The 15,643-nt window shown below is 36.6% G+C and carries 18 protein-coding genes; 17 read left to right on the forward strand and 1 reads right to left on the reverse strand.

All coding sequences use genetic code 11. The features are described from left to right. Positions 1-48: 48 nt before the first annotated feature. The 15 genes from FJ218_08125 (at position 49) to FJ218_08195 (ending at position 10,939) form a co-directional block, all read left to right on the forward strand. The gene (locus tag FJ218_08125) at positions 49-897 is read left to right on the forward strand and encodes a tetratricopeptide repeat protein (GenBank protein ID MBM4166862.1); all 849 of its coding nucleotides are present in this window, start codon (positions 49-51) and stop codon (positions 895-897) included. Beyond that, positions 897-2,804 carry a protein BatD gene (locus FJ218_08130; protein ID MBM4166863.1) on the forward strand — a complete coding sequence of 636 codons (1,908 nt, stop codon included), beginning with the start codon at positions 897-899 and terminating at the stop codon, positions 2,802-2,804. Before FJ218_08125 ends, FJ218_08130 begins: the two co-directional genes overlap by 1 nt. After that, positions 2,801-3,628, forward strand: a complete 828-nt coding sequence (locus FJ218_08135; protein MBM4166864.1) for a tetratricopeptide repeat protein — start codon at positions 2,801-2,803, stop codon at positions 3,626-3,628. The genes FJ218_08130 and FJ218_08135 overlap by 4 nt, the downstream gene beginning before the upstream one ends. 90 nt (positions 3,629-3,718) lie before the next feature. After that, on the forward strand, positions 3,719-3,961 hold the full coding sequence (locus FJ218_08140) for a DUF2281 domain-containing protein (GenBank protein ID MBM4166865.1): 243 nt from the start codon (positions 3,719-3,721) through the stop codon (positions 3,959-3,961). After that, complete coding sequence (locus FJ218_08145) at positions 3,958-4,341, forward strand: type II toxin-antitoxin system VapC family toxin (GenBank protein MBM4166866.1); 384 nt, start codon at positions 3,958-3,960, stop codon at positions 4,339-4,341. Before FJ218_08140 ends, FJ218_08145 begins: the two co-directional genes overlap by 4 nt. Positions 4,342-4,384: 43 nt before the next feature. After that, complete coding sequence (locus tag FJ218_08150; protein ID MBM4166867.1) at positions 4,385-4,615, forward strand: DUF433 domain-containing protein; 231 nt, start codon at positions 4,385-4,387, stop codon at positions 4,613-4,615. 368 nt (positions 4,616-4,983) lie between these two features. Next, positions 4,984-5,934, forward strand: a complete 951-nt coding sequence (locus FJ218_08155) for an ATP-binding cassette domain-containing protein (GenBank protein ID MBM4166868.1) — start codon at positions 4,984-4,986, stop codon at positions 5,932-5,934. Next, complete coding sequence (locus FJ218_08160; protein ID MBM4166869.1) at positions 5,934-6,641, forward strand: ABC transporter; 708 nt, start codon at positions 5,934-5,936, stop codon at positions 6,639-6,641. The genes FJ218_08155 and FJ218_08160 overlap by 1 nt, the downstream gene beginning before the upstream one ends. A gap of 43 nt (positions 6,642-6,684) precedes the next feature. Beyond that, a complete protein-coding gene (locus tag FJ218_08165; protein MBM4166870.1) occupies positions 6,685-6,897 on the forward strand; it encodes a hypothetical protein in 213 nt (70 codons plus the stop codon). A 51-nt stretch (positions 6,898-6,948) separates the two neighbouring features. Then, the gene (locus FJ218_08170) at positions 6,949-7,167 is read left to right on the forward strand and encodes a hypothetical protein (protein ID MBM4166871.1); all 219 of its coding nucleotides are present in this window, start codon (positions 6,949-6,951) and stop codon (positions 7,165-7,167) included. Further along, positions 7,157-7,501, forward strand: coding sequence for a hypothetical protein (locus FJ218_08175; GenBank protein ID MBM4166872.1), 345 nt, complete (start codon positions 7,157-7,159; stop codon positions 7,499-7,501). Before FJ218_08170 ends, FJ218_08175 begins: the two co-directional genes overlap by 11 nt. Before the next feature lie 78 nt (positions 7,502-7,579). Continuing rightward, complete coding sequence (locus tag FJ218_08180) at positions 7,580-7,786, forward strand: DUF2281 domain-containing protein (protein MBM4166873.1); 207 nt, start codon at positions 7,580-7,582, stop codon at positions 7,784-7,786. Next, positions 7,783-8,166, forward strand: a complete 384-nt coding sequence (locus FJ218_08185; protein MBM4166874.1) for a type II toxin-antitoxin system VapC family toxin — start codon at positions 7,783-7,785, stop codon at positions 8,164-8,166. Before FJ218_08180 ends, FJ218_08185 begins: the two co-directional genes overlap by 4 nt. Before the next feature lie 30 nt (positions 8,167-8,196). After that, on the forward strand, positions 8,197-9,777 hold the full coding sequence (locus tag FJ218_08190; GenBank protein MBM4166875.1) for a hypothetical protein: 1,581 nt from the start codon (positions 8,197-8,199) through the stop codon (positions 9,775-9,777). Between the two features lie 202 nt (positions 9,778-9,979). After that, positions 9,980-10,939 (forward strand): DUF4340 domain-containing protein, encoded by a 960-nt coding sequence (locus tag FJ218_08195; GenBank protein MBM4166876.1) that lies wholly within the window; start codon positions 9,980-9,982, stop codon positions 10,937-10,939. Positions 10,940-11,004: 65 nt separating this feature from the next. Here the strand turns inward: FJ218_08195 and FJ218_08200 are convergent, their stop codons facing one another. Beyond that, complete coding sequence (locus FJ218_08200) at positions 11,005-14,643, reverse strand: pyridine nucleotide-disulfide oxidoreductase (protein MBM4166877.1); 3,639 nt, start codon at positions 14,641-14,643, stop codon at positions 11,005-11,007. Positions 14,644-14,896: 253 nt separating this feature from the next. On the opposite strand from FJ218_08200, the gene FJ218_08205 reads away from it, so the two are divergent. After that, positions 14,897-15,079, forward strand: coding sequence for a LytTR family transcriptional regulator (locus tag FJ218_08205; protein MBM4166878.1), 183 nt, complete (start codon positions 14,897-14,899; stop codon positions 15,077-15,079). Between the two features lie 90 nt (positions 15,080-15,169). After that, on the forward strand, positions 15,170-15,643 hold a 474-nt coding region (locus FJ218_08210; protein ID MBM4166879.1), incomplete at its 3' end, for an amino acid permease.

Consider the following 15,643-nt stretch of genomic DNA (forward strand, 5'->3'; position numbering starts at 1 on the left):
GTATAGGAATTCTGTTGATAAAATTTTTGTGGAGAAGGAAAAAGCAATATGAACATTTTAGATTTTATATTTTACATTTTAAATTTCGCATTTGTCCGTACGTTTCAATATAAAATATCAAATGTAAAATGTAAAATTGTTTTGATTTTACTCGTAGTTTTCTGTTCGTCGTTGGCTGGTTTTTCTCAATCCACTCGTTCATTGATTAATGATGGAAATGCTCATTTCAAAAAAGAAAAATACACCGATGCGGAAATTTCTTATCGTAAATCATTAGAAAAAGATAAATCGCAACCGTACGGAAATTACAATTTGGGAAATGCGTTGTTGAAGCAGCAAAAAACGGATGAAGCATTGCAACAATATCAAGATGCGATTTCTAAAGCGAAAGATGATGACGTAAAATCGAATGCGTATTACAATATGGGCAATGCATTTGTTGAATCAAAAAAATATCCCGAAGCAATTACATCGTACAAAAATGCATTGAAACTTAATCCCGATGATAACGACGCGAAATATAATCTTTCATACGCGTTGAAAATGCTTCAACAAGAACAGCAGAAGCAACAACAAGATAATAAAGACAAAGACGATAAAGATCAGGAGAAGAAAGATCAACAGCAACAAAATCAACAAGACCAGAATCAAAATCAGCAGCAACAAAACGACCAGCAAAAACAAGAACAACAGAAACAGCAACAACAGGAAGCACAACAAGACCAAACAAAGCAACAACAAGCCCAACAAGCGCAAGCAAAAAAAGATGACGAAAAGAAAATGAAGAAAGACCAAGCCGAAGCGATTTTGAATCAGTTGAAAAACAACGAAAAGAAAATTCAAAAAGATTTGCGCAAACAACCGGCGCGAGATAGTAAGGTGGAGAAAGATTGGTGATGCCGATTTTACATTTTAAATTTTACATTTTACATTTGAAAAAATTACGAATGACAAATGACAAATTACTAAAGACTGTCATTGGTCATTGGTCATTAGTCATTTGTTTCTGCTTGCTCTATGCTCTATGCTCTCCGCTCTCTGCATTTGCACAAAATTTTTCTGCTTCTGTTGATAAAAATGTTGTGCAGCAAGGAGAACAATTTACATTGACACTCTCGCTTGAAGGTTCTTCAAGTGCAAGTAATTTGCGGCTTCCTGAAATGGCTAATTTTATGATTCTTTCCGGACCGAATCAATCAACAAATATGCAATGGGTGAACGGACGAGTTTCGCAATCGGTTTCGTTCACATACATTTTGCAACCTCGTGATGTTGGAAAGTTTTCGATTCCTTCTGCAACAATAAACGTCGGTGGAAAAAATTTACAAACACAACCGATTTCGATTGAAGTTACCAAAGGTGCGCCGCCGCAAAAGAAACAGCAAAATCAACAAGACCAAAACGCAAGCGTCGAGCAACAAATCAGAGATAATCTTTTTTTACGCGCGGTTGTTGATAAGGCAAAAGTTTTTCAGGGAGAACAAATTACCGTTACGTGGAAAGTGTACACACGCGTGAATATTGTGAATTATCAACTTTCCAAGCAAGCATCAATCCCCAATGCATGGACGGAAGATTTGGAAATTGCGCAACAAGTTTCTTTGACACGCGAAGTATATGAAGGAAAACAATGGAACGTTGGCGTGTTGAAGAAGACGGCAATTTTTCCAACGCAAAGCGGGACGATGGAAATCAATCCGCTTGAAGTGGAATGTGTTGTGCAAGTGCAGTTGCGACGACAGTCGAATAATCCGTTCGACCAATTTTTCAACGACCCGTTTTTTGGTAATGTGCAAAACGTGAATTACAAAACCGCATCCCAAAAACTAAAAATCGAAGTAATGCCCTTGCCACAAAATGCGCCGACTTCATTTAAAGGAAACGTTGGCGTGTTCAAAATGGATGCGCAAGTAACGAAAGACAACGTGCAAACGAATGAAGCGGTTTCACTCAAAATAAAAATCAGCGGAACGGGAAATGTTCGTTTGATTGAATCGCCGAACGTTGTTCTACCAAATGATTTTCAAAAATTTGACCCGAAGACAAACGAAGACGTGAATCGCAAAGGAGATATTGTTTCGGGAACAAAAGCGTTTGAGTACATAATGATTCCGCGTTTCCCCGGAAAGAAAACCGTTGCGCCGTTTGAGTTTTCTTATTTCGATACAAAGAAAAAAGATTATGTGCGTTTGATTTCACCGCAATTCGATTTGCATGTAGAAGGAAAAGCGACGGAACAAGTTTCATCGAACATTTCATCGCTCTCGAAGGAAAATGTTGCATTGTTGAATAAAGATATTCGTTTCATCAAAACATCGAGCGGAAGTTTTTCGCAACGCGGAATGTATTTTTATCAAACTCCAATGTTTCTTGCTTCGCTTGCGTTACCGTTTTTCAGTTTTGTAGCGTTTGTTGTTTTGCAACAGCGAAGAATAAAAATGAATGCCGATTTGGTTTCGTTGCGTTCGCGAAAAGCAAGCAAAGTTGCGGATAAACGATTGAACGCAGCAAATCAATTTTTCAAACAGCAAAAGAAAGAAGAATTTTACGCCGAAGTTTCTCGCGCGTTGTGGGGATTTGTCGGTGATAAGTTTGCCATTCCACAAGCGGGAATTTCGATGGAAAATGTTTTGCAAAAACTTTTAGAAAAAAATGTTGCAGAAGATGTGCGCATGAAATTCAAACAAACGATTGAACAATGCGAGTTTGCACGGTACGCGCCTTCAACGGATGTATCCGCAGAGATGGAACGAACATACAGCGAAGCAAAAACGACGATTGAAAGTTTGGAGAAAATTGTATGAGGGTTTTACATTTTATACTTCACATTTTGCATTTAGCATTTGAACGCTCGAAGCAATATAAAATATCAAATGTAAAATGTAAAATTCTTTTCTTGCTCCTCGCTCCATTCTCCCTGCTTCACGCTCAAACAAGCGAAGATTTTTTTCAAAAAGGAAATGAATTATATCGTCAGGGAAAATTTGCTGAAGCGATTTCTTTTTACGAAAAAGTTTTGAAGAAAAACGAAGAAAGCGGTGAACTTTATTTCAATTTGGGAAATGCGTATTACAAAATGAATGATCACGCACGGGCAATATTAAATTACGAACGAGCGATAAAATTTTCTCCGAACGATGAAGCATTGAATGTAAATTTACAACTTGCGAATTTATACGTTACGGATAACATCGAACCGATTCCTTCGCCGTTTTATTGGGAAATGTGGAACGCAATAAAAAGTTATTTTTCCGTAAATCAACTTTCGTGGTTTGTCGTGTGGTTTTTTATTGCTTTGCTTGGTTCGATTGCAATTTTTCTCTACACGCGAAGTTTTCTTTTAAAGCGTCTCTTTCTTATTTTTAACATAATTTTTTTATTTCTTCTTGTTTGTTCAACAACAATTTTAGTCGGTAACGCACTTGAAGGAACTTCTCAGCGGTTTGCTGTTGTTCTCACAGACGTTGTGAACGTAAAAACAACTCCCGACGATAATAGCGGTGATGCGTTTGTAATTCATCGTGGAGTAAAAGTTCGTTTGCTCGATACTGTTGGCGATTGGCGGGAAATAAAACTTGCCGATGGGAAAGTCGGATGGATGCGGGAAAAAGAGTTTGAGGAAATTTAGTTTTTTCGTTTGTTCGTTTGCTGGCTAGTTAGTTTTAAGAACAATGAAAGAACGAGCAAACGAACTAACCAATTAAACAAACAAACGATTATGCATATACAATATTTAAAAGATAATTCTGGAAATAAAACTTCGGTGATTATTCCGTTGGAAGAATGGGAAAAGTTTCAAGTGCAATTCAAAAAATTGCAAGGGAAACAAGAAACACCGAAATCAAAAAATGGAATACACAAAGAAAAAAAACATCCGAAAGCCGGTTGTATGAAAGGTACATTCATTCTGTCGCCGGATTTTGATGAACCGTTGGAAGATTTCAAAGAGTATATGGAATGAATTTACTTCTTGATACTCACGCATTTATTTGGCTTGTTGAAAATGATAAACAACTTTCTTCAAAAGCAAAATCAATTGTGGAAGAAACATCGAATGCCAATTTCATCAGCATTGCATCTCTTTGGGAAATTGCAATTAAAGTGAGTTTGAGAAAAATAAAACTACAACACTCCTTTGAGAAAACTATTGCAATGATAAATGAAAATGGATTTGAGTTACTCAATATTTCTACCGAACATACTATGGAAGCAAGTAAACTAAAATTTCACCATCGCGATCCATTTGATAGAATGCTTATTGCACAAGCGAAAGTTGAGAAAATGACAATTGTGGGAAAAGATGAACACTTCGATAAATACAAAGTGAAACGGATTTGGTAAATGCAAGTTAATTCGGTTTTAAATTTTAGATTGAAATAAAATTATGAATTACAACGCAATCAATATTGACCCGGAAATTCTTGGTGGAACTCCCGTTTTCGTTGGAACTCGTGTTCCGATTCAAGCAATGTTTGATTATTTGGAAGACGGAGAACCATTAGAAGAATTTTTGGAAAACTTTCCTACCGTTTCTAAAGAGCAAGCGATAGAAGTGTTGCATCTCGCAGAAAAATTCATCACGTCAGAAAAAGTACTTGATGAGAATTTTGCTTGACGAGAACCTTCCAACGAAATTAAAATTTGATTTTGGAAACGAACACGAAATCAAAACAGTTCGAGAAATGAAGTGGAATTGAAAAAAGAATGGCGAACTTCTTTCGTTAATGGTGCAAAATGGGTTTCAAATTTTTATTACAATGGATAAGAATTTGCAACATCAACAGAATGTGAGAAAATTTCCAATCACAGTTTTTGTTTTGAAGGCAAGAAATAATAAACATCAAACAATTCAACCGTACATTGCAAAAGTAACAAAACTATTACAAATGGAATTACATAACGGAATAATAGAAGTAAATTTATAATTCGATTGCGACACAACAATTTTTTAATTTAGAACATTACACATTATAATACTAATCTATGTCAATTAACGTACAAAATTTGACGAAAGCATACGGCACGAAAAAAGCCGTTGATGATATTTCGTTCGATGTGCATTCGGGAGAAATCGTCGGATTTCTTGGACCGAACGGTGCGGGAAAAACTACGACGATGCGTATCATCACGGGTTTTCTTGCGCCAACAGACGGAACCGCGAAAGTCGAAGGTTTCGATATTCACGAACAACAACTCAATGTTCGCAAAAGCATCGGGTATTTGCCGGAACACAATCCGCTGTATCTTGATATGAACGTGCTCGATTATCTTGAATATGCCGCGCAATTGCAAAACGTCGAGAAAGGAAAAATTCCACATCGCATTCGCGAGATGGTTGGAATGTGTGGACTTTCATCCGTCAAACATCTCGACATCGGGCAACTTTCCAAAGGATTTCGTCAGCGTGTTGGACTTGCGCAAGCAATGATTCACGACCCGAAAGTGATGATTCTCGACGAGCCAACTTCTGGGCTTGACCCGAATCAAATTGTCGAAATCAGAAATCTCATTCGTCAAGTGGGAAAAGCGAAAACGGTTTTGCTTTCTACACACATTCTTCCGGAAGTTGAAGCAACGTGCGACAGAGCATTGATAATCAGCAATGGAAAAATTGTCGCAAACGGAACGACGAAAGAATTGCAAACACAATTTCAAGGAAGCGCAAACGTGTATTTGGAAATTGAACGCGATGACAATGCTACGCGCGACGTTCTCGAAATGCAATTGAAACAAATTTCTTCAATTGAAAATGCAGTATGCACTCACGAACTCGATGCATCGCTTTCATTCAAACTTACTGCGGCAAAAGATTCCGATATTCGCAAACAAGTGTATCAATTTTGCGTACAAAAAAAATTATCGTTACTCGAACTTCACAGCGAACAAACTTCTCTCGAAGATGTTTTCCACCAATTAACAACCGAAAAAAACTAATGAATAATATCAAAGCAATTTTTAGTAAAGAACTTCGTTCATTTTTTGATTCGCCAGTAGCATACATTGTTATTGTAGTATTTCTTGGGTTACTCGGATGGTTTTTTACGAGTAGTTTATTTCTTGCAAACGTTGCATCATTACGAACTGTATTTGAAATGACTCCGTTCTTTTTGTTGTTCTTCGGTCCAGCGATGACGATGCGATTAATTTCCGAAGAGAAAAAAGGCGGAACGCTCGAGCTTCTCGTAACAAAACCAATTATGGAATACGAAATCGTTGTAGGAAAATTTCTCGCAACCTGGATGTTGTTTTTCGTAACGCTTCTTCCAACGCTCGTGTATTTTCTGACGATTTCATTTCTCGGAAAAGTTGATATGGGACCAATCGTCGGCGGTTATATCGGGCTAATGTTGGTTGGCGGTGTATTTCTTTCGCTTGGCGTTCTTGGTTCATCGCTTACGGAAAATCAAATCGTTGCGTTCATTGTCAGTTTTCTGATTGTGTTCGTGCTGTTTATTTTCGATAAGATACTAATGTATTTTCCGGGAAGCATCGCAACAATTTTAGAATATCTTGGCGTGGATTATCATTTCTCCAACATCGCTCGCGGCGTTATTGATACTCGCGATTTAGTGTATTACTTTTCGATGATGGCGGTTTCTCTGATGATTGCTTCGGTGATGTTGGAAAAGAGAAAGTGGTAAGCGAATTTTAGATTTTAGAAATCTGATTTTAGATTGAAGAATTATGAATTTGAAAACCGAACAATTTCTTGACAATTTTTTCTTTACTAATAGTGAACCAAAACTTTATAGTACTGGCGTACGACTTGTTCCTATGGAAATAAAACGAAGAAACAAAAAACGATTTGTTTGGGTTGTTGAAGATTTTTGTGATGAAACATATGACGATAAAGGAAAGTTGGTTATGGCAAAAGAATATGCTGATTCTGTTGAATGATTGATTCAGAAAGACCAAGAGTAATTTTTAAAACTTCAAAATAAAATTTATATGACATTACATTTAGAATATCTCATAGACGAAAAAGGAAAACAAAAATCAGTTGTCATTCCACAAAAAGAGTGGAACTACTTTCAAACTGATTATCATAAGACGAAGAAAAAATTGGAAGTGCTTTTGGGAATCCAAGAAGCATTACGGGAAGTAAAAGAAATTCAATCTGGAAAAAAGAAAGCGAAAACACTTCAAGAAGTTTTGGATGAACTATAAAATCATCACAACAAGTAACTTCGAGAAGGAATTAAAACGATTAACGAAAAAATTCCCTTCTCTCAAAGTCGAAGTTGCGGAATTGCAAACACAATTATTTGAAAATCCATTTCTTGGAACTCCAATTGGAAAAAACTCTTTTAAGATTCGTCTTGCAGTAAAAAGCAAAGGGAAAGGGAAAAGCGGCGGAATGAGAGTAATAACTTACATTCAGATTGATGTACTTGTTGATGATTTATCAAATATATTTATGCTTTCAATCTTCGATAAATCGGAAATGCAAAATATCTCTGATGAAGAATTGCAACGGCTAATAAACATTGTAAAGAACTAATGCTACTTGGAAACGAAAGCCAAAATCATTGAAAAAAGTTTTAAGTGAAATCTGAATCAAATAACGATTTTTAGAATTATGACAAACGCTTTACTTCACAAAAAAATAGATTCACTTCCCGAGCAAATAAAATCGGAAGTGATGCACTATCTTGATTTTCTTTTACAAAAGAAAAATAATTCATTGAAAAAGAAACGCTCAAAAGCAGGATTTCTCAAAGGTACTTTTGTTATGAAAGAAAACTTTGATGAACCATTGGAAGATTTTAAAGAGTATATGGAATGAATCTTTTATTGGATACTCACGCAATCATTTGGTATGCAGAAAATGATAAACGACTTTCTTCAAAAGCGAAAAAACTTATCGAAGACGAAACGAATAATGTTTATATCAGCGTTGCATCATTTTGGGAAATTGCAATCAAGACAAGTTTGAAAAAATTAGAAATGAAACTTTCTTTGAAAACAATTATCGAGCGATACACTGAGAGCGGATTTGAATTACTTACAATATTACCGGAACATACATTAGAAATTTTGAAACTTTCATTCCATCATCGCGACCCGTTTGATAGAATGTTAATTGCGCAATCATCGGTTGAAAAATATACTCTCGTGAGTAAGGATGAAATTTTCGATAACTATCATATAAAAAGAATTTGGTAAAACAATTTTACAAAGAAATTTAGAAAACCTATGAACACAAAAAATCAAACATTAATGCGAGTTGCCTTGATTGTCGGCATACTCATTTTTATCAACATTATTTCCATTCGTATTTTTTCGCGATTCGATTTAACGGAAAGCAAAGCGTACACACTTTCTGATGCGAGTAAAAATTTGGTGAAAAATTTGGACGATAAATTTATTGCCAAAGCATATTTCACCAGCGATTTACCCGCGCCGTATAACAACAATCGCCGTTACTTGCAAGACCAACTTGACGAGTATCGCGCATACTCGAAAGGAAATTTTCAATACGAATTTATTGACCCGTCGGGAAAAGAAGATGTGGTTAAAGAAGCACAGAAATACGGTATTCCTGAAGTACAGGTGCAAGTGGTGAAGGAAGACAAAATGCAAATCGAAAAAGCATTGATGGGAGTTGTGTTTTTGTACGGCGATAAAAAAGAAGCGATTCCCGTTGTGCAGAAACTTGACCAATTGGAATATGACATTTCACTAAATATCAAAAAGTTAACACAAACTGAGCAAAAGAAAATTGGAATTCTTTCCGGACACGATGAACCCACGTCGGACAAAATTAAAGAACTCAATCAACTTCTTTCGGAACAATATGAAGTTACGCCGGTTTCGCTTGCAAACGGAACAGCAATTCCCGATGATATTGCTGCATTACTTGTAATCGGACCGAAAACAAAATTGCAAGATTGGGAATTGTATTTCATTGACCAATATATAATGAAAGGTGGAAAAGTTGCGTTCTTCGTCAATAAAGTTACTGCGAATTTGCAGCAGCAATTCGGACAAGCGCTTGATGTAAATTTGGATAAATTACTCGAAGCGTATGGTGTTCGCGTGAATACCGATATGGTACGTGATGTTCGTTGCGCAAATATTACCGTGCAGCAGCAAGCTGGATTTATGGTGTTCAACACGCAAGTACCGTTTCCGTATTTGCCTGTTGCATCGGAATTCAATCCAAGTAATATTATTGTAAAAAATTTGCAACCGGTGTTGTTTTATTTTGTGAGTTCGATTGATACATCGCTTGCGGCGAAGAAAAATGTTTCGCTCAGCGTTTTACTTTCGTCATCGAATCAAAGCGGGCGAATGCAAAATGTTTTTCCCATTAATCCGAATATGCAATTCACGAAAGATATGTTCCAAGAGCCGCATTTACCACTTGCAGTTTCAGTGGAAGGAAATTTGACAAGTGCGTTTGAATCAATCAATCCGGAACTGGATTCAACTACTCAAGGGAGAATTGATTTTTCTCAAAAAGTAACCTCAAGCACGAATTCAAGAATTGTTGTTATTGGTGATGGCGATTTTGTCGTGAATGAAACCGGAGGAAGTGAAACGAATGCTTTGTTTGCTGGAAATCTTACCGACTGGTTAATTGATGAAGTTGGACTTACGACAATTCGGAGTCGAGAAGCAGGTAATAAGCCGCTTGACGAAATAGAAGCCGGAACAAAAGCAATGGTGAAAGGAATCAATCTTGCTGTTCCGCCGCTTCTCATTATTCTTTTTGGCGTTATGCGATGGAGAATGAAAATTCTTCGCCGGAAACGTTTGGAAATGGCAGCGTAATTCAATTAAAAGTTAAAAGTGAAAAATGTTATTCTTCTGCATACCATCTGCGAAAACATCAGCAAGCATTTGCGAGAAATATTTTCGCGCAGATGGTACGCAGATTTTCTTCGCTGATGTATCGCTGATTGTTTTGGAAACTTCAATCGAAAAATAAAATCTCAACTACTCATATACTCAATATCTCAACTACTTTTCATTTATGAAAAAATCAAATTTACTTCTTATTATAGCATTTGTCGTTTTATTTGCAATCACGCTTTTGTACTTAATGCCGAGAGGAGAACGGGAAGCAACGTATTCGCTTGATAAAGTCAACATTAAATTCGATTCAGCAGCAATTACGAAAATTGAAATCAAACGTAACGAATCAGATAAATCTGTTTCTCTTGAACTCGTTGATTCAAAATGGAAAATTACATCACCGATAAATTATCTCGCGGATGCTTCTTCTGCACAAAGAATTATAGATGGCGCGGCGAAGTTTAAAATTTCATCTCTCATTTCGAATAATCCTGGAAAACAAAAACAATTTCAAGTTGATGATTCAAGCGGAACACAAGTAACCATTACAGAGAAAGGCGGAAAATCAACAACAATGATTCTCGGAAAAACCGGTGCAACATATTCAGAAATCTATGTTCGAATGCAAAAATCAATGGACGTGTATCTCGCAGAAGGATTTGATTCCTATTCGCTGAATAAGAATGTAAAAGATTGGCGCGACAGAACAATTTACAAAACAGAGCGCGATTCCATTAAAGTGATTACAATCTCATCTGTTGCCAAAGATGAAAAAAAGAAAACTTTAACTCCTGAAGAATTTACTATGGTGAAAGACAGTGCCAATTGGAAAATAGAAAACGATTCAGTTGATATGAATAACGTAAATTCCTTACTTGGTGCACTCTCAAATTTCCGATGCGATGATTTCGTAGACAGCAATATTACATTCTCTGAAATACTTGGTTCCGTAAAAGTAAAAAGCAATTCTCCTGCAGGAATCGAAGAAACCGCATTGATGTTTTATCCAATGGAAAATGATTCGATGAAATATTATGTTCGAACTTCATCATTATCTCAAGTATTTCAAGTATCAAAATGGACAGTGCAAAACCTGATAAAGAAAAGAAGTGATTTTCTTATAGAAGTAAAAAAGTAATAAACAGGTTTTCTCTAAAAAAAATACCTATTTAAAAATTTTATCATTGTTTCTTTGATAGGTTTCTACACTCGTTCCAACTGATACATCTCAGATAAATATTCTATCCACTGATTAGCAATTTTTTCCATCACCGTATTTGCTTTTAAACGCGATGATAGGTGCTTAAAATCAACATCATCCATACATTGGTCTTGATTGTAGCAACTGAAAATAAATTCTTCCTTTCCAGTTTTTTGGTCAATGTGCCGCTGTAAACATTGCGCGCATATTGCTTTCATCATACATTGCATAGGTGAATTAATGGAAGCGATACCGACGTGCTGTTCGTTCAAAAACGGTTTCAATATGGAATGACGAGCCGAAGTTACCGCCGCCATCATTTTATCCGAACCGATTGCTATGATACGTGTTGCATCGTGGAGCGGAATCATAATTTCACCGAGTTCGTTTTTTGCATAGGCAAGCATCGCTTGAACGATATTTCCTACAAATGATTTATCTTGTTTTCGATGTAGTGAAATCGGTTCGCCGCTATCAACGCTGTATACAACGACATCCGTGTACGCTTCAATTTCCTCTTGTTTGAATACATCTTCTTTCTTTTTATAACCAGCAAAATAAATTACCTTATTATTTTTTTCTTTCATTGCTTTTGCAATGGAAAACAACACGGCATTTCCTAAACCTCCTCCAAGTAAGAGCGCCGTTGTGTTTTCAGGAATTTCTGTTGGTGTTCCCGTTGGTCCCATTAAAACAATTCGTTGCCCGGGTTGTAACATTCCACACATTTTTGAACTTGCTCCCATTTCGAGAATAATCATACTCAGTAATCCTTTCTGTGTATCTACCCACGCGCCGGTAAGTGCAACTCCTTCCATCATCAATAACGTATCTTCAATTTTTTTTGCATCGCGCTCGTAATTCTGTAATCGAAAAAATTGCCCTGGCAGAAATTGTTTTGCCGCAATTGGTGCGTGAACAACTACTTCGATAATCGAAGAAGTCAAACGTTCAACTTTTACGACGTATGGTTTTAATGCGTTGTCAAGTGTTACTGCAAATGCTTTCCATTCGTTGTCGTTATTGCCATTCGAATGAAATTTATCAATATGTTCAAATAATGCAAGCACTTTTTTATATCCCGCTTTTGCAGAAGACATTGCTTTCACGATGTTTCCTTCGTATGCAGGATGATTATCGCCGTAAAACGTTACGTATTTTCCGTTTCGCTCGTACGATGTGAAAAATCCGATTTCTCCTTTTTTCGTTTGAAGGAGTTCCTGTTTTGCATTTTTAAAAACATCGAAACTTTGAAAAAATTCTCCCCATTCATCAAGTTGAAAAGTTCCGGGGTGTTCTCGTTCGTACATAATATTCGGTACGGTTCCAGCAGCGACAAATACGCTTTTAGCTTTAATGCGAACTGATTCATTGGTTGTTTTCCATTTTCCGTTTTCATTGTTCATTTTTTCAAAAATTAGTTCACTCACGGCACCGTACTCATCCTCAATTGCTTCAACAGGACTCATTTTTTCCACAAAGAAAATTCCTTCTTCGAGACCTTTAATTATTTCTTCGTGATTCAAACGATACGCAGGCGAATCGTTGATACTCTTTCTGTAATAAATATGCACTCCGCCAAATGCGCGAAGCAACGGAATAAAATTTGGTTGTTCACCGTTTTCACTTGCACGACACCGCTCATTTTCCAATGCATTTGCGTGAAGCAAAAATGTTTCTAGTATTTGTTTTTCTTCCTTATCAAAAAGTATATCAATGTTTTCTTTGCCGTAAATAGCGCAGAGTTGTCCATATCGTTTTTTTATTTTTTCAACTTGAATCGGATAATATGCCATTACTTCCGTTGCAGTATCAATTGCCGTAAGCCCTCCACCAATTACGATAGCAGGAAGTTGAATTTGCAGATTTGCCATCGAATCTTTTTTTCCTGCGCCTGTTAATTGAAGTGCCATTAAAAAATCGCTCGCTTTTCTGATGCCTCGAATCAAATTATTTTTCATCGAAACGAACGTTGGTTTTCCTGCGCCTGTTGCAAAACAAACGTGATCGAAACCTAAATCCCATGCATCTTCAACGGTAAGAGTTCCGCCGAATCGCACGCCATCGTACACACGAAAACGTTCGCGTCGAAGGAGATTCAAATAAATCACAGTAAGAAAATTTTTATCCCAACGAACAGTAATCCCGTATTCAGAAACACCACCGAATCCAAGATAAATTCGTTCACTTAAGTTTTGCGTAAGAGAAGAAAAATCCTTTATCGGTGAAAAAGGTACTATATCGTTTCCGACAAGTTCTGTTGGAAGTGATTCTATCTTCAAACCGTCAACACCTACAACGCCAAAACCTTCGTTCAACAAATAGTGTGAGAGTGTGTATCCTGCTGGTCCTAAACCAACGACGAGAATTTTTTTTCCATTATACGGAAGAGCAAACGGTCGCTCAATATTTAAGGGATTCCACCGAGTAAGTAATGAATAAATTTCAAATCCCCACGGCAAATGAAGAACATCTGTAAGGATGCGCGTTTCGATTTGAGGAATATTTACGGGCTCTTGTTTTTGGTAAATACATGATTTCATACAATCATTGCAAATGCGATGACCTGTTCCGGGACACATTGGATTATCAATTGCAATGATAGCGAGCGCTCCAATTATATCCCCTCGCTGTTCTACAAGGTGCGATTCTGAAATTTTCTGTTCGAGCGGACATCCTTTTAGTTCGTAGTCGAGAGGATTTTTTTTTAATACATTATTTTCGTGAAATCCTTTCGAACATGAATCTTTTTCTCTCTCATGACAAAAAATACAATAATCAACTTCGTTTAATGTTTCTCGCAGCGAATAGCGTGTATCTGTGAGGTCAAAACCGTTACGGCGCCGGTAGTGGCTTTCTTTGCCGATGATTTCTTGTGTTTCGTTTCCGGTTGTTTCAAATTCGATAAGATGCGCATAATCAATTTTTTGCGGAATCTTGAATGTTATCCATTCGTTCATTGATTTTGTTTTTGCGATAAAATGCGCCGCTAACCATTGTTCTAAAAATGATAATAACGATGATAAAAATATTCTAATAGATTGTACGTCGCTGTGTTGTGGAAGAAACTGTAGCGGGGATTTTTGCGAACGAAGTTTTTCAATAAATTGGATGAGAAACTGTTTTGTTGTTTCAGCAAAAGTTGTTTTAACTACGGTATCGTGTTCAAGAAGTTGCAATGTGAGCGATGCAATTGCATATTCGAAATCATTTTGTGGAAGTTCAGGAAAAACAGAAAGAATGGAAGAAATGTGTTCATCTGCTTTAACAAGTGAGAGTTGTTCCACAAAGTTCTTTTGTATTTTTTTGAGAGTGCGGCGCACAAAAAATTCTTTCTTGAACTGAAAAATAATCTGTTCTCGAAGTATAGATTTTTTTATTGCGCGAATTTCATTTTCTATTCCGAATAATCGCGCTACAAAATCATTTACATAGGATGCCATTTCAACAAGGAGTGATGAAATTTCCGTTTCTGAGATTGAATGACCATTTGATAAACGGTATGCATCGAATCGTTGAAATAATTTCGGATTTTCTTTTTGAACTTCGGAATAAAACACGTGAGTGAGTTCAGAAAGTTTTTCTGAATTGTATAAATCTTGATACGAAAAATTTGGGATGGTAAGTTGTAGGGAATCCATAGTAAATTGTAACGTTAAAAACGTTGTAAAAGATAAGAAAAGCGTTTGAGTTGAAATGAAATTCTTTCAAACTATTTCATTTTCTTTCTCTTATATTTGCACGTAAAATTTTTCTTATCAAACATTGCATTACAATTTAGAAACGAATGCTAAGTTGCCATAATCATAAAGTTATTTTTTATATCGCATTTGCGAATACTATTGAAATTATTTCTCCACCGAAAAATCGAACACGTTCACAACGAAAGACGGAATTTCCGAGAAAGAATTTGAACAATTACTCGATGAGTTCAACTTCGTACGTATTCATCAATCACATCTTGTGAATCTTGCTTACATCAAAAAATATAACAAAGGAGACGGCGAAAGCATTATCCTTACTGACGGGAACAGTAGTGGAAGTTTCGCGAAGACAAAAAGAAAAATTGTTACGTAAGTTGAAAGTAACGTTTATTCACTTTTCTCTCTCATTTCGATTCCCTATTTTTCCCGCACTTTTTAAGAAAAATATACACCTAACAACATAATGTTTTTACAATTATTTAAAACAAAAAATCTAGATTTGCTTCTCCGTGAAAGTGAAAAGCCTCAGCATCAGTTAAAACGGTCGCTCGGAACGTATGATTTAATTATGCTTGGTATCGGCGCAATTATTGGTACAGGAATTTTCGCAGTTGTTGGTACAGCAGCGGCAGGTGGCGCAGGTCATCTCGGCGCAGGACCTGGGGTAATGATTTCATTTCTTATTACCGCTCTTGCTTGTGCATTTTGCGCATTGTGTTATTCAGAGTTTGCTTCGATGGTTCCTATTGCTGGAAGTGCATACACGTATTCGTATGCAACATTGGGAGAATTAGTTGCGTGGATAATCGGATGGGATTTGATGATTGAATATGCGATCGGTAATGTTGCAGTAGCAATTTCATGGGCGGCGTATTTTCATCAACTAATGGAAGGGCTTGGAATAACTATTCCAGCGTGGATTGCAGTTGATTACAGA

The organism is Ignavibacteria bacterium (genome assembly GCA_016873775.1).
Lineage (GTDB): Bacteria > Bacteroidota > Ignavibacteria > UBA10030 > F1-140-MAGs086 > JAGXRH01.